15 protein-coding genes are annotated in these 19,122 nt (G+C 64.5%); 12 read left to right on the top strand and 3 right to left on the bottom strand.

Annotated features, from left to right (window positions below):
• Nucleotides 1-4: 4 nt before the first annotated feature.
• From ACT2BZ_RS02020 to ACT2BZ_RS02010, 3 genes are all read right to left on the bottom strand, one after another.
• Entirely contained in the window at nucleotides 5-1,753 is a 1,749-nt protein-coding gene (locus tag ACT2BZ_RS02020; protein WP_457938909.1) for a TRAP transporter large permease, read from the bottom strand.
• Nucleotides 1,750-2,334: a TRAP transporter small permease subunit gene (locus tag ACT2BZ_RS02015; protein ID WP_457938908.1), complete on the bottom strand. Its 585-nt coding sequence runs from the start codon at nucleotides 2,332-2,334 to the stop codon at nucleotides 1,750-1,752. Before ACT2BZ_RS02015 ends, ACT2BZ_RS02020 begins: the two co-directional genes overlap by 4 nt.
• A 168-nt stretch (nucleotides 2,335-2,502) precedes the next feature.
• Complete coding sequence (locus tag ACT2BZ_RS02010; protein WP_457941448.1) at nucleotides 2,503-3,420, bottom strand: branched-chain amino acid ABC transporter permease; 918 nt, start codon at nucleotides 3,418-3,420, stop codon at nucleotides 2,503-2,505.
• Nucleotides 3,421-3,511: 91 nt separating this feature from the next.
• Here ACT2BZ_RS02010 and ACT2BZ_RS02005 point away from each other — a divergent pair, with 91 nt between their 5' ends.
• The 12 genes from ACT2BZ_RS02005 (at nucleotide 3,512) to ACT2BZ_RS01950 (ending at nucleotide 18,986) form a co-directional block, all read left to right on the top strand.
• Entirely contained in the window at nucleotides 3,512-4,111 is a 600-nt protein-coding gene (locus tag ACT2BZ_RS02005) for a CGNR zinc finger domain-containing protein (RefSeq protein ID WP_457938907.1), read from the top strand.
• The gene (locus ACT2BZ_RS02000; RefSeq protein WP_457938905.1) at nucleotides 4,104-4,640 is read left to right on the top strand and encodes a hypothetical protein; all 537 of its coding nucleotides are present in this window, start codon (nucleotides 4,104-4,106) and stop codon (nucleotides 4,638-4,640) included. The genes ACT2BZ_RS02005 and ACT2BZ_RS02000 overlap by 8 nt, the downstream gene beginning before the upstream one ends.
• Nucleotides 4,641-4,881: 241 nt before the next feature.
• Nucleotides 4,882-8,352, top strand: a complete 3,471-nt coding sequence (locus tag ACT2BZ_RS01995) for an indolepyruvate ferredoxin oxidoreductase family protein (protein WP_457938903.1) — start codon at nucleotides 4,882-4,884, stop codon at nucleotides 8,350-8,352.
• Nucleotides 8,353-8,488: 136 nt separating this feature from the next.
• Complete coding sequence (locus ACT2BZ_RS01990) at nucleotides 8,489-10,816, top strand: putative bifunctional diguanylate cyclase/phosphodiesterase (protein WP_457938901.1); 2,328 nt, start codon at nucleotides 8,489-8,491, stop codon at nucleotides 10,814-10,816.
• A gap of 168 nt (nucleotides 10,817-10,984) precedes the next feature.
• Entirely contained in the window at nucleotides 10,985-11,755 is a 771-nt protein-coding gene (locus ACT2BZ_RS01985) for an N-acyl amino acid synthase FeeM domain-containing protein (RefSeq protein ID WP_457938899.1), read from the top strand.
• A 106-nt stretch (nucleotides 11,756-11,861) separates the two neighbouring features.
• Nucleotides 11,862-13,844, top strand: coding sequence for an AMP-binding protein (locus ACT2BZ_RS01980; protein WP_457938898.1), 1,983 nt, complete (start codon nucleotides 11,862-11,864; stop codon nucleotides 13,842-13,844).
• Nucleotides 13,841-14,668: an ABC transporter ATP-binding protein gene (locus ACT2BZ_RS01975; RefSeq protein WP_457938897.1), complete on the top strand. Its 828-nt coding sequence runs from the start codon at nucleotides 13,841-13,843 to the stop codon at nucleotides 14,666-14,668. The genes ACT2BZ_RS01980 and ACT2BZ_RS01975 overlap by 4 nt, the downstream gene beginning before the upstream one ends.
• Before the next feature lie 17 nt (nucleotides 14,669-14,685).
• On the top strand, nucleotides 14,686-14,835 hold the full coding sequence (locus tag ACT2BZ_RS01970; protein WP_457938896.1) for a DUF3096 domain-containing protein: 150 nt from the start codon (nucleotides 14,686-14,688) through the stop codon (nucleotides 14,833-14,835).
• 154 nt (nucleotides 14,836-14,989) lie between these two features.
• On the top strand, nucleotides 14,990-15,550 hold the full coding sequence (locus ACT2BZ_RS01965; protein WP_457941447.1) for an NUDIX domain-containing protein: 561 nt from the start codon (nucleotides 14,990-14,992) through the stop codon (nucleotides 15,548-15,550).
• A 38-nt stretch (nucleotides 15,551-15,588) separates the two neighbouring features.
• A complete protein-coding gene (locus ACT2BZ_RS01960) occupies nucleotides 15,589-16,506 on the top strand; it encodes a branched-chain amino acid ABC transporter permease (RefSeq protein ID WP_457941446.1) in 918 nt (305 codons plus the stop codon).
• Complete coding sequence (locus tag ACT2BZ_RS01955) at nucleotides 16,507-17,583, top strand: branched-chain amino acid ABC transporter permease (protein ID WP_457938895.1); 1,077 nt, start codon at nucleotides 16,507-16,509, stop codon at nucleotides 17,581-17,583.
• Between the two features lie 89 nt (nucleotides 17,584-17,672).
• Nucleotides 17,673-18,986: an ABC transporter substrate-binding protein gene (locus ACT2BZ_RS01950; RefSeq protein ID WP_457938894.1), complete on the top strand. Its 1,314-nt coding sequence runs from the start codon at nucleotides 17,673-17,675 to the stop codon at nucleotides 18,984-18,986.
• Nucleotides 18,987-19,122 lie beyond the last annotated feature (136 nt).

Genomic DNA, 19,122 nt, shown 5'->3' with positions numbered 1-19,122 from the left:
AGTCTCAGTTGAAGCTTGGCGGCTTCGACATGTCGATCGGGGGCGGCGCCGCGGGATCGGCCGGTGCCGCCGGATCGGCCGGCGGTGGGTCGCCGAAGGATGGCGCACCAAGGCCGAAGCCGCCGTCGCCGAGGCCGCCACCGCCGCCGAAGGGCGGCACGACGATCTCGACGCTGCCCGGATCGACGACCTTGCCCTTGTAGTGCATCACCATCTCCGGGAAGGCGATCACGAGGCCGATCATGATGACCTGGATACAGACGAAGGGCACGGCGCCCCAGTAGATCTGCCCCGTGGTGATCGGCTGGATGTTCTTGCCGGTTACCCGGTCGAGATAGGGCACGCGCGCAGCGACCGAGCGCAGGTAGAAAAGCGCGAAACCGAAGGGCGGATGCATGAAGCTGGTCTGCATGTTGACACCGAGCAGCACGCCGAACCAGATCAGGTCGATGCCGAGCTTGTCGGCGGCGGGCGCCAGCAGCGGCACGATGATGAAGGCCAGTTCGAAGAAGTCGAGGAAGAAGGCGAGGAAGAAGACCAGGATGTTGACGGCGATCAGGAAGCCGACATTGCCGCCGGGCAGCGAGGTCAGCAGATGCTCGACCCAGATATGGCCGTTGACGCCGTAGAAAGTGAGCGAGAATACGCGTGCGCCGATCAGGATGAACAGCACGAAGGAGGACAGCCGCGTCGTCGAGGCGAGCGCCTGTTTGACGACGTCGAGCGACAGGCGGCGCTTGCCGGCAGCCATGGCGAGCGCGCCGACGGCGCCCATGGCGCCGCCCTCGGTCGGCGTGGCGATGCCGAGGAAGATCGTGCCGAGCACCAGAAAGATCAGCGCTAGCGGCGGGATCAGCACGATGATGACCTGCTGGGTCAGCCTCGACATGATGCCGAAGCCCAGCCCCTTGTCGCCGACGGCCGCCGCGTAGATGACGGTGATGCCGGAGGCAGCGCCCCAGATGCCGGCATTGTTGCCGGCCCAGCCGCTCAGCAATTGTGTCGCAGCGTAGGTCACCATGACGGTGACGGCCATGGCGACGAACAGCGACGCGACGCCCGAGCCAAGCGTGCGCGCCTCCTTCGGCAGTGCCGGCATGGACTTCGGCCGGATGATCGACATCAGAACGACATAACCGAGATAGAGGCCGGTGAGCACGAGGCCGGGGATCAGGGCGCCCTTGTACATGTCGCCGACCGAGCGGCCGAGCTGGTCGGCCAGGACGATGAGGACGAGCGAGGGCGGGATGATCTGCGCCAGCGTACCGGACGCGGCGATGACGCCGGTCGCGATGCGGCGGTCGTAGCCGTAGCGCAGCATGATGGGCAGCGAGATCAGGCCCATGGCGATGACCGAGGCGGCAACCACGCCGGTGGTGGCCGCAAGCAGCGCGCCGACCAGGATGACGGCATAGGCAAGACCACCGCGGATCGGGCCGAACAGCTGGCCGATCGTGTCGAGCAGGTCCTCGGCCATGCCGGATCGTTCGAGCACGATGCCCATGAAGGTGAAGAAGGGAATGGCGAGCAGCGTGTCGTTCGACATGATGCCCCAGAACCGCTCCGGCAATGCGTAGAGCAGCGGCCAGGCCAGCGAGATCTCGTTGGAATAGGGCGCCAGCTCGACGCCGATGAAGAAGAAGATCAGCCCGTTGGCGGCCAGCGAGAATGCCACCGGATAGCCGAGCAGCATGAACACGATGAGCGACAGGAACATGATCGGCGCCATGTTGTGCGCGACAAACTCGATCATGAACGGAGGTCTCCGGCGAGCGCCTTGGCTTCGATCTCGGCCTGCTCGTGCGCCGAGATGAAGGGGGTCGGGTCATCCATCTTGCCGGTCATGATGGCGATCTTCTTGATGATCTCGGAAATGCCCTGGAAGCCGAGCTGCACGAAGCCGATCAAGAGCAGCATCTTTGCCGGCCACAGGATCAGCCCGCCGGAATTGGTCGACACCTCGCCTATCCTGTAGGACAGGGAGACGTAGGGGACGAAGTAGAAGATCATCAGCACGACGAAGGGCATCAGGAAGAAGACGTGCCCGAAGAGGTCGATCCAGTGCTGAACCCGGCGCGACCACATGCCGTAGATGATGTCGATCCGGATATGCTCGTTCTGGCGCAGCGTGTAGGCGGCGGCGAGCAGGAAGGCGGCGCCGAACAGGTACCACTGCAGTTCGAGCCAGGCGTTCGACGACATGTTGAAGGTCTTGCGGATCACCGCGTTGACGGCGCTGACGAGGATCGCGACAAGGATCAGCCAGGAGACCCATTTGCCGATGAATTCGTTCACGCGATCAATGGCACTGGATAGAGCGAGCAGCCCTGCCATGCATTCCTCCCCGATCTGGCGGAAGCGCCGGTTTTCCCAAGTTTCTTCTGACGCGCCGCAACAGCCGGTATGACGGCACGCAGTGCCTACGTCAATATTTTCACCACGGCGTCAAGACGGTTGGTGCATGCCGTTAGGTAAGATTGCCCGAATGCGAGGCAAAATGCCTCAGGACAGGGCCTGTTGGCGCTCCGGAGCAGCGTCCGATGCCCGCAGCACAAGCATCGCGGCAAGCAGGGCGAACATCCAGGCGTCGCGCCACTCGAGCGGGAAATATCCCGACCACAGGGACTCTGCGACGCCGAAACCGGCGGCGCCGACCGCCGCGCGCAGCGGGTCGCGGTAGCCGCCAACGGCAGTGACGAAGAGCACCTTCAGGCCGAAGACCATTCCGGTGTCGAAGCTGATGTTGCCGTAGTAGAGCGCGGCCATGATACCGGCCAGCGCGGCAAGCATGGCTCCGACAAGCACGGCGGTGAGAAAGACGCGCCGCGTGTCGATGCCGCACATCGCGGCGGCCAGCCTGTCGTCGCTGACGGCGCGCCAGTTGCGGCCGAAACGCGAGCGCGCCACGATCAGCCCCGCAAGCAGGATTACGGCGGTGGCGACGGAGCAATCGATCAGCTGCACGACAGTCAGCGTCACCCTGAACCCGTCTTGCGAGACCGCGAAGGTGACGGCGGTTGCGAGCGTCGGCGGCAGCCAGAAGTCGCGCGTGTCGGCTGCGATGCGGCCCAGTTCCATCAGCACCAGAGAGACGCCGAGGGTCGCGACCACGACGGCGTTGGGCGAGCCGTTGGCGAGCGGCAGGAAAACGCTGCGCGACAGGATCCATGCGGCCAGCGCGGCATAGGCGAACGCAGCGACGGTGCCGAGCGCTATGGTTGCCGGCAGGGTCAGCCACAGTACCTGCCAGCCGAATACGGCGACCAGTATCAGCAGCTGGCCGGAAAAGGCGAAGACCGGGCCGTGCGCCAGGTTGGTGCGCTTCAGCATGCCGTTGGCCAGCACGTAGCCGAAGGCGAGCAGTGCATAGAGTGCGCCCGAATGTACGCCGTTCAGGAACTGCTGCAGGAAGTAGTGCATGGCCGTCCAGCTGCCGAGAGCGCCGCGCGAGCGGTCAGGGTGAGCCATGTATTCTAACTTGTCAAACGTCTGTTGCCGGTTATAATTCTGCATGACGGTTTCCTGGACGAAACATCGCTTCTCGGGCGGCGCACTGGTGTTCGACACGACCAATACGGTGGTTCATCGCGGCGATGCCGTGCGAAGCTTCGACCGTTTCGACGATCCCTCGGAGATTTCCCGCTTCGCCGCCGCGGCCTCAAGCTTTCGCGCTGCCGAACTCGGCGGCAGGCCGCTTGCGGTGCACGACGCCGAGCGGTCTGCGCCGCTGGTATTGGCGATCCGCGAGGCGTCCGACCGGCTGTTCCGTTTGGCCGCGCTGTCGGGCAGCATGGAGGCGGCACATTTGCCGGCGCTGCTGCGCGCCTGCGCCGCCGGCCTCGAAGAAGGGGAGGGCGCGCTCGGCGTACCCGGCATGCCTTTCGGCGATCCGTCGCGGCCGCTCGCCTTCGAGGCGGCGCTTGCCGTTTCGGCGCTCTCGCTCCTGTCGGGCGGCAGTCTCGGCCGCGTCAAGATCTGCCCGAACTGCAACTGGCTGTTCCTTGACGCCAGCCGCAACGCCAGCCGCGTCTGGTGCGACATGGCGGTATGCGGCAACCGCCACAAGGCGAAGCGGCATTACCACCGCAACCGGGAATCCGCCGATGCCTGAGCACCGTCGGTCAACCTTGCGGTTTGCCGCAGCCATCGTCGCCGGTTTGCTGGCGCTCGCCGCCTGCCGCGACAGCGGCGGGGAAGGCGAGTGGTTCGCAGTCAAGGGCAAGCTCTTCGAGTTCAACTACCGGCTCGGCATCGCCACCTATGTCATCACGCTTGACGCGCTGCAGCCGTTCGGCGAGGGCAATTTCGCCGTCGTGCACTTCGAGGACCCGGCCGGGGGCGAGCCGCTCGAACTGCGCCAGAAGCTGTGGCCGAAACTGCGCCACCAGACGCTGACCAGCCCCCCGCTCTCTTGCGTCGTCAAGGACCGGCCCTATGCCGTAGACATCCGCATCGAGGATCCGAAAGGCGACTTGCTGCAGCGGCTGGCGGTGACCATGACGTCGAACCTGGACCAGTCGATCCTGCCCGACCGGCCGCTGGTCATCGGCCCGGTCTATGAGCTCAATCCCGACATGGCCGGCCATCCCGACGGCAAGCTCGACAGCGTCGAATCTGCTGATTGCCCAAACCCCTTGTAGCGCCGCGGGAGGTCCCGGCCGGCGGTCTTGTTCCCTTGGTTCTGCGCCGTAACAAAGTTGTGAGTCCTTGCATCCGGGCGACCGATTGTTGCGCGCCAACGCGGTCGGCCGATTGCTCGATTGCGCATTGCCTTTGCGGTCCGGTTTTCGTTTGACGCCGCCCGAAAGCAAAGAAACACTGTCACAAAGCGACCTAACGTTAGCCGTAGAAGTCCGTTCGGCTTCCGCAGAGGACCAGCCAATGACGCTCCACGACGTTGCTCTCGACGACAAGTTCGACCTTCAGAAGCAACGCATCTTCCTGTCCGGATCGCAGGCCGTTGTGCGCATGCTCCTGATGCAGCGCGAACGCGATCGACTGGCCGGCCTCGACACGGCGGGCTTCGTCTCGGGCTATCGCGGATCGCCGCTCGGCGGGCTGGACCAGCAGCTGTGGCGCGCCAAGAAACAGCTCGCCGGATCTGGCATCGTCTTCCAGCCCGGCCTCAACGAAGAACTGGCTGCCACCGCCTGCTGGGGCTCGCAGCAGACCGAGCTTCTCGGCGAAGGCAAGCATGACGGCGTGTTCTCGGTCTGGTATGGCAAGGGCCCCGGCGTTGACCGCTCCGGCGACGTCTTCCGCCACGCCAATCTGGCCGGCTCGTCGAAGCATGGCGGCGTGCTGGCCCTGATGGGCGACGATCACACCGCCGAATCCTCGACCAATGCGCATGCGACGGAGTTTCTGTTCGTCGACACGATGATCCCGATCCTCAATCCAGGCGGGGTGCAGGAACTGATCGACTACGGACTCTACGGCTTCGCCCTGTCGCGCTTCGCCGGCACCTGGGCGGCCATCAAATGCGTCAAGGACAACATCGAATCGACGGCCTCCGTCGATGCCTCGCTCGAGCGGCTGAACATCGTCATCCCCGAATTCGACATGCCGCCCGGCGGGCTCAACATCCGCCACGAGATCGATTTCCTCGGCCAGGAGGCGCGGCTGCACGAGTACAAGCGCGCGGCCGCCGCCGCCTTCATCCGGGCCAACGGGCTGAACCGAACCATCTATTCCGGCGGCGCCAACCCGAAGATCGGCATCATCACCGTCGGCAAGAGCTATCTCGATGTGCGCCAGGCGCTGGAGGACATCGGCATCGACGAGGCGCGCGCCAACCAGATCGGCGTCAGGCTGTTCAAGGTCGGCTGCCCCTGGCCGCTCGACATCGAACACATCAGGGATTTCGCCCGCGGCCTCGAAACCATCATCGTCGTCGAGGAAAAGCGCTCGCTGATCGAGGTTCAGGTGCGCGAGGACCTCTATGGCACCGCGATGCAGCCGACCGTCATCGGCAAGAAGGACGAGCGCGGCGACTGGCTGTTCCCCGCCAAGGGCGCGCTCGACCCCAACGACATCGCCATCGCGCTCGGCGAGCGGGTGCTCAAGACCATCGGCCCGTCGGAGGACATCGCGGCCCATGTCAGCCGGCTGAGGCAGTACCAGGCGATGCTCGCCGACACCAAGGACATCGGCTCGCGCACGCCCTTCTTCTGCTCCGGCTGCCCGCACAATTCTTCGACCAAGGTTCCGGAGGGATCGATCGCAGGCGCCGGTATCGGCTGCCATTTCATGGCGTTGTGGATGGACCGCTCGACCATCGGCTTTACCCAGATGGGCGGCGAGGGCGCACAGTGGATCGGGCAGGCGCCCTTCTCGAAGCGCGGGCACATCTTCCAGAATCTCGGCGACGGCACCTACAACCATTCCGGCGTGCTGGCGCTGCGCTTCGCGCTCTCGTCGGGCGCCAACATCACCTACAAGATACTCTACAACGATGCCGTGGCGATGACCGGCGGCCAGCCGCATGAGGGCAACCTCACCGTCGACATGATCGCGCGCCAGGTGCGGGCCGAGGGGGTCGAGCGCATCGCGGTGGTCACCGACGAGCCCGACAAGTACGGCGACCGCAAGCAGTTTCCCGCCGGCTCTACCTTCCACCACCGCGACGACATGGAGATGGTGCAGCGGGAGCTGCGCGACATTCCCGGCGTTACCGTGCTGCTTTACGACCAGACCTGCGCGGCGGAGAAGCGCCGCCGGCGCAAGCGCGGCACCTATCCCGACCCCGACAAGCGGGTCATCATCAACGAACTGGTCTGCGAAGGCTGCGGCGACTGCGGCGTCAAATCCAACTGCGTGTCCGTCCAGCCGGTCGAAACCGAGTTCGGGCGCAAGCGCCGCATCGACCAGTCGAGCTGCAACAAGGACTTTTCCTGCGTCAACGGCTTCTGCCCGTCCTTCGTAACGGTGCATGGCGCCAAGATCCGCAAGGCCGAGGGCGTGGCCGGCCAGACTGATCCGCTCTCCGGCGTGCCGGAGCCGACGCAGTTTTCGCTCGACCGCGACGGCTGGGCCTCCATCATCGACGGTGTCGGCGGCACGGGCGTCGTCACCATCGGCGCAGTGCTCGGCATGGCGGCGCATCTCGAGGGCAAGGGCTGCGGCATGATCGACATGGCCGGCCTCGCCCAGAAGGGCGGCTCGGTATTCAGCCATGTGCGCATCGCCCGCACGCCCGAAGACATTCATGCCATCCGCATCTCCGCCGGTAAGGCCGACCTCATCCTCGGTTGCGACCTGGTCGTCTCCGGCGCCAAGAAGGTGCTCGCCGCCGTGCGCGAGAACCACACGCTCTTCGTCGCCAACACGGCCGAGGTCATGCCGGGCGAATTTACCCGCTCCGCCGACTTTTCGCTGCCCGTCGAACGGCTGAAGAAGGCGATCCGCGCCGCGGCCGGTGAGGAGAAGGCGCATTTCTTCGAGGCCACGCGCACCGCGACCGCTCTGTTTGGCAATTCGCTCGGCGCCAACATGTTCATGCTCGGCATCGCCTACCAGCATGGTGGCCTGCCGCTGTCGGCAGAGGCCGTTGAAAAGGCCATCGAACTCAACGGACAGGCCGTGGCGATGAATGTCGCTGCCTTCCGCTGGGGCCGCCGTGCCGGGCACGAACCAGGCTTCGTGCGCGACCTCGTCGCCGGGCAGGCCGACGGCGTCGAGCCGTCACAGACGCTCGACGACCTCGTCGCCAGGCGCGCCGAATTCCTGACTGCCTACCAGGACGCGGCCTATGCCGAGCGCTACACCAAGCGCATCGCAGCCATCCGCAGCGCCGAGGAAGAGTCCGCGCCCGGTTCGACGCTCGTGAGCGAAGCCGCCGCGCGCCAGCTCTTCAGGCTGATGGCGATGAAGGACGAATACGAGGTGGCCCGGCTCTACACGGACGGCTCTTTCGCGAAACAGTTGTCGGGACAGTTCCAGGCCTGGGACCGGCTGGAGTTCCACCTGGCGCCGCCGATCATGGGCCGCAAGGGCGCCGACGGCATGCCGCGCAAGTCGACCTTCGGGCCGTGGATGATGAAGGGCTTCCGCCTGCTGGCGGCGATGAAACGCCTGCGTGGCACGGCTTTGGACGTCTTCGGCTACACGGCCGAGCGACGCATGGAGCGTGCGCTGCTGGCGCAGTACGAGGGCGATCTCGAGCTCATCGAAAAGTCGCTGGCGCCGGAGACGATCGACGCCGCAGCGGCGCTTGCCTCGGTCCCGGCGCTGATCCGTGGCTATGGCCATATCCGGCAGGCGAGCGCCGAAAAGGCGGCGGGCGAGCGCGACCGGCTTGTCGACCGGCTGACGGCAATCGCCGGAAAGCCGGTTCTCCAGGCGGCCGAATAGCGGACGGCCGGGTTCGGCAGCCGCTTTCCTTTGTTTTGCATGGCTTGCGTGCGCCAGTTGCATGCGGCGGGAGGCGCCTTCTAAGCCTTTCTTAAGGCGATTGTGGCAGCAATTGACTCCCACAACGGAAGCCGTCGTGACTGCAAAGAGAAAACAGGACCTGCCGGTCGACGTCTACATTCCGTTCGTGGAAACTCTTTTCCGCGACGGATTTACGCTGGCGATCGGCATTTCGGCACAGACTGCGCTGATCGGCCTGGTGTGGGCAAAGACCGGAATCATGGCCTTCGGGGCCTTCGTCGTCTGCATGATCGGCGTCGGCATCGTGCGCGTGCTCAACATGCGCAAGTACTCCTCGCTGCCGCCTCTGGTGACGCGCGAGGAAGCGCGCAGGCGCGAAAATACCTACATCATGTACGGCGCCATGCACGGGCTGACGCTCGGCCTGTTCTGCTTCTACGCCATCTACTTTGTGCAGGACAGTTTTGCCGAGACGGCGGCGGTCTGCATATCGCTGGCGACGGCCACCGGCATTGCCGGACGAAACTACGGCTCGCCGCGCATGGTGATCATTTTGATCATCACGCTGACCTGCCCGATGTCGCTCGGCTTCATCCTGCGCGGCGACTTCTATCACGTCACGCTCGGCCTCCTCTCGGCACCCTTCCTGCTCGCCATCCATCGCTACGCCGACACGGTGCGCGACGTGCTGTTCTCGGCGATCTTCGAGGAGCGCAAGGCCAAGCGCATCGCGCAGCGTTTCAACCGCGCTCTCAACACCATGTCGCACGGCCTCGTCATGATCGGGCCCGATGGGCGGGTCGTCGTGGCCAATGCCGAGGCGGCAGAACTTTTGCTCTTGAGTTCGCCGGACGCGCTGCTCGGACGATCGGTCCACGCCCTGCTGATGCGGGGGGTGGCGGGCGGCATGCTCGCTGCCAAGGATTGCCGATACGTCGAGGCGCAACTGACCAGCGCTCTGCGCGAAGGCCGGGACCGCAAGGTCCTCGTTTCGTTTTCGAATGGCCAGCACTACGAGTTCTCGGCGCGCGAGGGCAGCCAGGAACTCGGCGTCATCACCTTCGAGGATGTTTCGCAGCGCGTCGAGGCCGAGGAGAAGATCCGCTCCATGGCGCGCTTCGACAACCTCACGGGCCTGCCCAACCGCGCCTATTTCCACGAGATCGTCGTGGAGGCCATGCTGGCCGGCGAGCAGGACCGCCGCTGCGGCCTGGCCGTGCTCGACCTCGACGACTTCAAGAGCGTCAACGACACGCTCGGTCATCCGGTCGGCGACGGCCTGATCTACGCCGTCGCGGAGCGTCTTGCGGCCTTTGCCAGCGACTCGGTCAAGGTCAGCCGGTTCGGCGGTGACGAGTTCATGGTCTTCGTGGACCATGTCGAGGACGAGAGCCATCTGGCCGGCATCCTCGACCAGCTATTCGCCGGTCTGCAGGGCGAGATCGATGTCGCCGGCCACTCCCTGCGCATCCAGGCAAGTGGCGGCGCGGTGCTGTCGCGCGTCAAGGACACCGACGTCGACGCGATGATCGTCAAGGCCGACCTGGCGCTCTACAAGGCCAAGGAACTCGGCAAGAACGGCTGGCGCCTGTTCGAAGCGGCGATGGACGCGGCCTTCCGCAACCGCCAGCTCATGAAGGCCGATCTGAGGGCCGCCATCGAGGCGAGGGAACTGCGCGTCGTCTACCAGCCGATCGTTGCCATGGACACGATGCGCATCGACAGCTGCGAGGCGCTCTGCCGCTGGGAGCACCGAGACCTCGGCCCGATTTCACCGGCTGTATTCATCCCGCTGGCCGAAGAGATGGGCATCGTTTCCGAGATCAGCCACTTCGTCCTCAACGCGGCCTGCGCCGAATGCGTACGCTGGCCCTCCGAGATCAGCGTCTCGGTCAACCTGTCGGCAAAGGATTTTCGCAACCGGCAGGTCGTGGAGAAGATTCGCCATGTGCTCGAGTTGACCGGGCTGGCGCCGCACCGCCTCGAGATCGAGGTCACCGAGACCGCGCTGCTCGACGACAAGTCGCTGACCCGCGACTATATCGAGGAGCTGAAGGAGATCGGGGTGCGCATCGCACTCGACGATTTCGGCACCGGCTATTCCAGCCTGAGCTACCTGCACAAGCTGCCGCTCGACAAGGTCAAGATCGACCGCAGCTTCCTCATCGACGTCGGCCAGAACAGCCGTTCGCTCGAACTGCTCAAGGGCATTGTGAACCTGTCGCGGCCGCTCGGCCTGACCGTCACCATCGAGGGCGTCGAGACCTTCGAGCAGCTCAAGATCCTGGCCCTCCAGGTCAAGCCCGACCTCGTGCAGGGCTTCCTGTTCGGTTCGGCCCTGTCGGCCGCCGGCATCCAGACCATGACCGGTACCGTATGGCCGTTCGCCAAGGACATCCGCGTCGCCAAGCGCGCCGCCATCTCCGCCGGCACCGCCGACTGATCTAGCCAGTCCTGACGTAAAAATCGCAGACGTTGTGCCGTATTGGCACTGCTGCGTTAAGGTTAACGTAACGTGACTGAGTGAAAATTAAATTTAATCTTTACATATTAGAATGATTCCCTAACCTGATCGATGGGGTCGAGTAGGGACGGGAAAATGACCGGTGGATTGACCACAGTACCAGTTTCGACACCCACAGCCAGAAGCATCGTACAAGAGACCAGGACCTCTCCCTTCGTCCACCATGTGGAAAGCCTGCTCGCCCGGACCGAATACCGGCGCTGCGACAAGGGTGAAGATCTCGAAGACATCTACAGGCTTCGCTACAAGGCATACCGCTCGAACGACATGGTTCCCGACAGCGAGAACCAGACGATCAGCGACGAGCTCGACGAGGCGCCGAACGTCTATCGCTTCGGCGTCTACGTCGACCAGCGGCTTGTCAGCACGCTGCGCATCCATCACGTCACGCTGGAAACACCGCTTTCGCCGTCCACCAAGGCATTCGGCGATATCGTGCGCCCGATGCTCGAACGCGGTGACAGCTTCGTCTGCCCCAGCCGCTTCGCATCCGATCCCGACTGGACGCGAATCTATCCGCATCTGCCCTACGTGGTGCTGCGCCTGGCACCTATGGCCTGCTTCCACTTCGCAGCGCCATACGGCCTGTCGACGGTGCGCGAGGATCACGCTGGCTTCTACAAGCGCATCTACTACTCCGAGCAGATCAGCGAACCGCGCTCCTATCCCGGTGTCTATAACCGCGTCGTGCTCTACCGCACCAACGCGCACGCGAACAAGGAACGCTTCTTCAAGCGGTTTCCCTTCTTCAAGTCGACGCCGATGGAACAGCGCCTGCTGTTCTCCCGCCCGGCGGGCGGCGAACTGGGCCCACTGACAATCCTGCCGACTGCGAAATACTATCGCGAAGCTGCCTGAGGGCTGCCAACAGGCGTGTATTGGACAAAGGACGGGCTTGCGCGTGAGCCTGCCGTTGGCATTATGGTCGCAATAACCGCGAACAATGCGGAACGGGAGGAGCAGTATGACAGCGGCGGCGGCCTCGGCCGGCGAACTGGATACATTTCCGAAATTCCTGCTGCGCAATGCCGACAGGTTGGGCGACAGTCCAGCCATGCGCCACAAGGATTTCGGCATCTGGCAGAGCTGGACCTGGCGCGCGCAGCTTGACGAGGTGAGGGCGCTGGCGCTCGGGCTACAGGCGCTTGGGCTTTCGCGCGGCGACAAGATCGCCGTCATCGGCGCGAACCGGCCGCGCCTTTACTGGACCTTCGCCGCTGCGCAGTCGCTCGGCGCCGTCCCGGTCCCCGTCTATGCCGACGCGGTGGCCGACGAGATGGCCTACGTGCTCGACCATGCCGGTGTCCGCTTCGCAGTCGTCCAGGACCAGGAGCAGGTCGACAAGATCGACTCCTGCGCCGAGCGCATCCCCGCCCTCAAGACCATCATCTACGATGAGCCGCGCGGCCTCGGGGACTACGACATGGAAGGGCTGCACGCATTCGCCGACGTGCAGGCGGACGGCAGGGCGCTGCTCGCGGCCGAACCCGAACTGGCAGATCGCTGGGCCGCCGACATTGCTGCCGCGAACGGCGACGAAATCTGCGTCATGCTCTACACGTCCGGCACCACCGGCCGCTCCAAGGGCGTCATGCTGAAGGCCCGGAACGCCGTGGGTGCTGCGTGCGACACGGCGGCATTCGACAATCTCAGCGAGCGGGACAGCGTGCTTGCCTACCTGCCGCTCGCCTGGGTCGGCGACCACTATCTCAACTACGCCCAGGGCTATGTCTCCGGACTGTGCATGAACTGCCCGGAAAGCGCCGAGACGGTGGCGCAGGACCTGCGCGAGATCGGCCCCACCTTCTATTTCGCGCCGCCGCGCATCTTCGAGGGACTGCTCACCAGCGTGACCATCCGCATGGAGGACGCCAGCTGGATCAAGCGCAAGCTCTACAGTCACTTCATCGACGTCGCGAAGCGCTACGGAGAGGCGATCCTGGAGGGCCGGCCGGTGCCGCTTTCGGGCCGGCTGTCCTACGCCCTCGGCTCCGTCCTGATCTACGGGCCGCTGAAGAACGTGCTCGGCTTCTCCAACATCCGCGTCGCCTACACCGCCGGCGAGGCGATCGGCCAGGACCTGTTCTCCTTCTTCCGCTCGCTCGGCATCAACCTCAAGCAGCTCTACGGCCAGACCGAGGCATTCCTCTATGTCACCGTGCAGAAGGACGGCGCGGTGCGCTCCGACGCCGTCGGCCCGGCGGCGCCCAATGTCGACATCCGCATCTCCGACAGCGGCGAGGTGCAGTTCCGCTCGCCCGGCATGTTCTCGGGCTACTTCAACCAGGACGAGACGACCGCCGAGACGATGACAGGCGACGGCTACGTGAAGACCGGCGACGCCGGCTTCTTCGACAAGGACGGCCAGTTGAAAATCATCGACCGCGCCAAGGACGTCGGCAAGTTGACGACGGGCGAACTCGTCGCGCCGAAATACATCGAGAACACGCTGAAATTCTTCCCCGACATAAAGGAAGCGGTGGCCTTCGGCGACGGCCGCGATTTCTGCGCCGCCTTCATCAACATCGACCTGCAGGCGGTCGGCAACTGGGCCGAGCGCAACAACATCGCCTACGCCTCCTACCAGGAGCTTGCAGGCAATCCGCAGGTCGCCGAGATCATCGCCGGCCATGTCGATGCCACCAACCTGAGGCTGTCGCGCGAACCGATGATGTCGGGAGCGCAGATCAGGCGCTTCCTGGTGCTGCACAAGGAACTGGACGCCGACGACGGCGAACTCACGCGCACGCTGAAGGTCAGGCGCTCCTTCGTCGCCGAGCGCTACGGCTCGCTGATCGAGGCGCTCTATGACGGCTCGACGGAAAAATACGTGGAGACCGAGATGACCTATGAGGACGGCCGCAAGGGCGTGGTGCGGGCGACGGTCAGGATCATGGACGCCAGGACCTATCCCGCGGCAGATACGCCGCGCAGGGAAGCGGCATGAACTCGCCGTCAACCCTGGCCAACCCGGCGGCAGTCGCCGACAGTCGTGCCGCCCCCGGCGAGGTCCTGATGGACGTCCGCAACGTCTCGCTTTCCTTCGGCGGTGTCAGGGCCATCACCGACATCTCCTTCGACGTGAAGGTGGGCGAGATCCGCGCCATCATCGGCCCGAACGGGGCCGGCAAGACATCGATGCTCAACGTCATCAACGGCTTCTACACGCCGCAGGAGGGAACGATCTGGTTCCACGGCAAGGAGCGCAAGGGCATGAGGCCGCATCACGCGGTTCGCCAGGGCATCGCGCGCACCTTCCAGAACGTTGCCCTGTTCAAGGGCATGTCGACTCTCGACAACATCATGACCGGGCGCTCCGTGCACATGCACCGCAACCTTTTCTGGCAGATGCTGTGGCACGGGCCGGCACTCGCCGAGGAGATCGAGCACCGCGAGAAGGTCGAGGAGATCATCGACTTCCTCGAGATCCAGCACATCCGCCGAACGCCCGTCGGCAAGCTGCCCTACGGGCTGCAGAAGCGGGTGGAACTCGGGCGCGCGCTTGCCATGGAGCCGTCGCTGCTGTTGCTCGACGAGCCGATGGCGGGCATGAATCTCGAGGAGAAGGAAGACATGAGCCGCTTCATCATCGACGTGAACCGGCAGCGCGGTACCACCATCGCACTCATAGAACACGACATGAGCGTGGTCATGGACCTTTCCGACCGGGTGGTCGTTCTCGACTACGGCGAAAAGATCGCCGACGGAACGCCCGACGCCGTCAAGTCCGACAGCCGGGTCATAGACGCCTATCTCGGCGTCGCTCACTGAAACCGAAGGAAACGCGAATGGTCCTCTCCGAACTTGCCATAACACCCCTGATATCGCTGGTCGCCGGCGTGCTGATCCTCATCATGCCGCGGCTGCTCAACTACATCGTCGCGCTCTATCTCATCCTGATCGGCGTGATCGGCCTGTTCCCGCAGCTCCTGCCATAGTGGCGGCGATGGCTGGACCAACCCCTTTGCAGCATGGCCGGTCCGGCCGCACCGGGCGTGTGGCCGCGCCGGTCGGGGAGGCGGCGTCTTGAGCGTGCGTCCCAGGCCCACCGCGGCCACCACCTTTCCACCCGCCGAGGAGAGCGGGGTGCGCATGCTTGCCACCACGGAACTCTCGTCCGGCTGGTATCACCTCAAACGCTACGACTACGAACTGCGCCTGCCGGACGGAAGCTGGCAGCCGCAGGTCCGCGAGGCCTATGATCGCGGCAACGGCGCCACCATCCTGCTCTACAACCGGGCGCACCGGACAGTCGTGCTGACCCGCCAGTTCCGCCTGCCTGCCTTTCTCAACGGGGTCGCCGACGGCCAGATGATCGAAGCCGCCGCCGGCCTGCTCGACGACGATGCGCCGGGCGACGCGATCCGCCGCGAGGTTGCGGAAGAGACCGGCTACCGCATCGGCGACGTCGAAAGCGTGTTCGACATCTTCATGAGCCCGGGCTCGGTCACCGAGCGGCTGCACTTCTTCCTCGCGGAATACGATCCGGCCGACCGGCCGACCGCAGGCGGCGGCGCCGCAGGCGAGACCGAGAATATCGAGGTTCTCGAAATCGATTTCGACGATGCGCTGGCCATGGTCGCCAGCGGTGCTATCGTTGAAGCCAAGACGATCCTGCTGCTCTACCACGCGCGCCTGAAGGAGATACTGTGAACCTTCTCGATGCAATTTTCGTCAAACCGTTCGCCGACATGGTCGCGGCCCCCGATTTTCTGCTGCAGGTCCTGTGGGAAGGGCTGGTCGCCGGCGTGCTCTACGCGCTGATCGCGCTCGGCTTCGTGCTGATCTACAAATCCTCGCGCATATTCAACTTCGCGCAGGGAATCATGGTCGTGTTCGCGGCGCTGACGTTGGTCGGCCTGCACGAAAAGGGCGTCCCGGCGCTGCTCGCGCTGCCGCTGACGTTGCTCGTCATGTACCTGCTGGCGGTCGCCGTCGAGCGCGTTGTGTTGCGCCCGCTCATCAACCAGCCGGACATGATCCTGTTCATGGCCACCATCGGCATCACGCTGTTCCTGATCGGCTTCGGCGAGATCATCTTCGGCGGCGAAAACAAGGTGATGATCACCGAGGCGCTCTACATCCCGACGGGCAGCTTCGAGTTCGAGCCATTCGGCGGCTTCCTGCTGATCGAACAAAAGGACCTGACCGCCGTCGTCGGCGCAGGCGTGCTCGTCGCGGTGCTGCTTCTCTTCCTCAACAAGTCGCGCATCGGCCGCGCCATCCGGGCGCTCGGCGACGACCACCAGGCCGCGCTGTCGGTCGGCATCTCGCTGTCGACCATCTGGGTCATCGTCTGGTTCATCGCCGGCGTCATCGCGCTCGCCACCGGCATCGTCTGGGGTGCGCGGGCCGGCGTCTCCTTCGCGCTCGAGGTCATCGCCTACAAGGCGCTGCCTGTGTTGATGCTCGGCGGGCTGGAATCGGTCACCGGCGCCATTGTCGGCGGCCTCGCCATCGGCATCCTCGAAAAGCTGTTCGAGATCTACTGGGGCCAGCCGCTTCTCGGCGGCAACACCGAATCCTGGTTCGCCTTCGTCCTGGCCCTCATCGTGCTGCTGTTCCGGCCACAAGGCCTGTTCGGCGAACGCATCATCGAGAGAGTGTAGATGCTCTACCGCACCGCCGGCCAGTTCAAGACATCCTACGCCGCCGACCACGCGCTGTTCCCGGTGCGGCAGGACGCCTGGCTGCTCGGCGTCATCCTGCTGTTTGCCTTCGTCATCTTTCCGCTGACGGCGAGCGAGTTCACCTTCAAGGCGCTGCTCACCCCGGTGCTCGTCTATTCGCTGGCCGCACTCGGCCTCAACATCCTGACTGGCTATGCCGGGCAATTGTCGCTCGGCACCGGCGCCTTCATGGGCGTCGGCGCCTATGCCTGTTTCAAGCTGATCACCATCTTCCCCGAAATGAACGTGCTGGTGGCGATCCTTGCGTCGGGCTTCTTCTCGGCGGCCGTCGGCGTCGCCTTCGGCCTGCCGTCGCTGCGCATCAAGGGTTTTTATCTCGCCATCGCGACGCTCGCCGCGCAGTTCTTCCTCGTCTGGCTGTTCGAGAAATGGGCGTGGCTCTGCAACTACGCCTCGTCCGGCTCGATCCAGGTGCCGACGGTCGAGATGTTCGGCACGCCGGTCTTCGGCCCCAACGCGCTTGCCATCGTGCAGTATTATTTCGTGCTCGGTGTCGTCACGCTGATCACCATCGCCGCCATCAACATCACGCGCGGGCGCATCGGCCGCATGTGGAAGGCGGTGCGCGACATGGACATCGCCGCCGAGCTCGTCGGCATCAATTTGATGAAGGCCAAGCTGTCGGCCTTTGCCGTCTCGTCCTACGTGGTCGGCGTTGCCGGCGCGCTGTTCGTCTTCCTCTGGCGGGGCGCGGCCGAGCCGGTCGCCTTCGACATCGCGCTGTCATTCCGCGTGCTCTTCATCGCCATCATCGGCGGGCTTGGCTCCGTGCTCGGCAATTTCCTCGGCGCCATCCTGATCGTCGCGCTGCCGGTCATCCTCAACACGCTGCCGGCGACCTTCGGCATCCCGATCTCGTCGGCCATGGTCGAGCACCTCAACACCATGATCGTCGGCGCGCTGATCATTGCCATTCTGGTCATCGAGCCGCACGGACTCGCCCGCTTCTGGCAAATCATCAGGGAGAAGCTCATCATGTGGCCGTTTCCGCATTGATGAGCCTGAGAGGCGGCCGCCAGCGGCCGCCGGGTTCGGGGTAATCCGCCCGGTCCGGATAGTGAAATGAAAAAAGTGGAGGAAATGACATGAAGAGACTGAGGACCAATCTCCTGCTGCCGGCGGCCCTCGCTGCCGCCTGCATGCTGTCGGCGGCGCCGGCGATGTCCGAGGACAGCGTCAGCCTGCCCAACCTGTCCTACCGGACCGGCCCGTTCGCCGCGACCGGCATCCCGCTGATGAACGGCCAGCGCGACTACATGACGATGCTCAACGAGCGCGACGGCGGCGTCAACGGCGTCAAGCTCGGCTACGAGGAATGCGAGACCGGCTATTCGACCGAAAAGGGCGTCGAGTGCTACGAGAAGACCAAGGCCACCGGCATCATCACGCAGCCCTGGTCGACAGGCATCACGCTGCAGGTGCTGCCGAAGTCGAACGTCGACAAGATTCCGATTCTTGCCCCTGGCTACGGCTTCTCGCCGATGGCGGACGGCAAGGTGTTCCATTGGGCCTTCAACATGCCGGCTTCCTACTGGGATGGTGCGTCGATGATCCTGAAGAACATCTCTGACGGCAATCTCGACAACCTGAAGGGCAAGAAGATTGTCCTGCTGCATCTCGACCACCCCTATGGCAAGGAGCCGATCCCGCTGCTGGAGGTGCTGGCCGAGAAGCACGGCTTCACCCTGCTGCCGATCCCGGTCGGCCTCAAGGAGATGCAGAATCAGTCGGCCCAGTGGCTGCAGATCCGCCGCGAGAAGCCCGATTTCGTCGTCATGTGGGGCTGGGGCGCGATGAACGCCGGTGCACTCACCGAGGCGGCCAAGACCAAGTTCCCGATGGACAAGTTCGTCGGCATCTGGTGGTCCGGTCACGACGGCGACATGGCAAGCGTCGGCGAGGCCGGCAAGGGCTACCGCTCGATCTCGTGGAGCGTGCCGGTGTCGGATTCTCCCGTCATGCAGGACATCAAGAAATACGTCCTCGACCCCAAGAAGACCGAAATCGGCGAAGGTGAGTTCGACTGGGTGTTCTACCAGCGCGGCGTGCTGATCTCGATGTTCACCGTCGAGGGCATCAAGGCCGCCCAGGAGCATTTCGACACCAAGGTCGTCACCGCCGAGCAGCTTCGCTGGGGCCTGGAAAACCTGAAGATCGACGATGCCAAGCTGGCCGAGATCGGCATGACCGGCATGATCGCGCCCTTCTCGACCTCCTGCGCCAACCACGCCGGCCATGCCGGCGGCTGGATGCTCGAATGGGACGGGGCGAAGTTCGTCAAGGTGTCCGACCTGCTGCAGGCCGACGAGAGCGTGATCGAGCCGCTGGTCGAAGCCGAAGCCAAGAAATACGCTGAGGCCAACGCGCCCTGGCCGATCAACGAAGACTGCAAGATGTAGTCGCCTTCGGCCCCTTGCCGGCAGCGGTTGGGGGCCGATCTTTCCATCGGGACCGGGAGACGGTGCATCGAAACGCCCGCCGCTGCGTTCGTCTCCCGGCACCCGCGCGAAGCGCGATGCCGTTATAGCTGGAGAA

It is taken from the genome of Mesorhizobium sp. 10J20-29 (assembly GCF_054130485.1).
Note: the sequence above shows the minus strand (reverse complement) of the source record. Positions and strands in the feature narration are given on the sequence as shown.

Excerpts from the sequence above, each read along its gene's own strand:
- ACT2BZ_RS02005 (WP_457938907.1), top strand. The coding sequence starts at position 3,512 with ATGACGGTTTCCTGGACGAAACATCGCTTCTCGGGCGGCGCACTGGTG.
- ACT2BZ_RS01950 (WP_457938894.1), top strand. The coding sequence starts at position 17,673 with ATGAAGAGACTGAGGACCAATCTCCTGCTGCCGGCGGCCCTCGCTGCC.
- ACT2BZ_RS02000 (WP_457938905.1), top strand. The coding sequence starts at position 4,104 with ATGCCTGAGCACCGTCGGTCAACCTTGCGGTTTGCCGCAGCCATCGTC.
- ACT2BZ_RS01970 (WP_457938896.1), top strand. The coding sequence starts at position 14,686 with ATGGTCCTCTCCGAACTTGCCATAACACCCCTGATATCGCTGGTCGCC.
- ACT2BZ_RS01955 (WP_457938895.1), top strand. The coding sequence starts at position 16,507 with ATGCTCTACCGCACCGCCGGCCAGTTCAAGACATCCTACGCCGCCGAC.
- ACT2BZ_RS01960 (WP_457941446.1), top strand. The coding sequence starts at position 15,589 with ATGGTCGCGGCCCCCGATTTTCTGCTGCAGGTCCTGTGGGAAGGGCTG.
- ACT2BZ_RS02015 (WP_457938908.1), bottom strand. The coding sequence starts at position 2,334 with ATGGCAGGGCTGCTCGCTCTATCCAGTGCCATTGATCGCGTGAACGAA.
- ACT2BZ_RS01965 (WP_457941447.1), top strand. The coding sequence starts at position 14,990 with ATGCTTGCCACCACGGAACTCTCGTCCGGCTGGTATCACCTCAAACGC.
- ACT2BZ_RS02020 (WP_457938909.1), bottom strand. The coding sequence starts at position 1,753 with ATGATCGAGTTTGTCGCGCACAACATGGCGCCGATCATGTTCCTGTCG.
- ACT2BZ_RS02010 (WP_457941448.1), bottom strand. The coding sequence starts at position 3,420 with ATGCACTACTTCCTGCAGCAGTTCCTGAACGGCGTACATTCGGGCGCA.
- ACT2BZ_RS01975 (WP_457938897.1), top strand. The coding sequence starts at position 13,841 with ATGAACTCGCCGTCAACCCTGGCCAACCCGGCGGCAGTCGCCGACAGT.
- ACT2BZ_RS01995 (WP_457938903.1), top strand. The coding sequence starts at position 4,882 with ATGACGCTCCACGACGTTGCTCTCGACGACAAGTTCGACCTTCAGAAG.
- ACT2BZ_RS01980 (WP_457938898.1), top strand. The coding sequence starts at position 11,862 with ATGACAGCGGCGGCGGCCTCGGCCGGCGAACTGGATACATTTCCGAAA.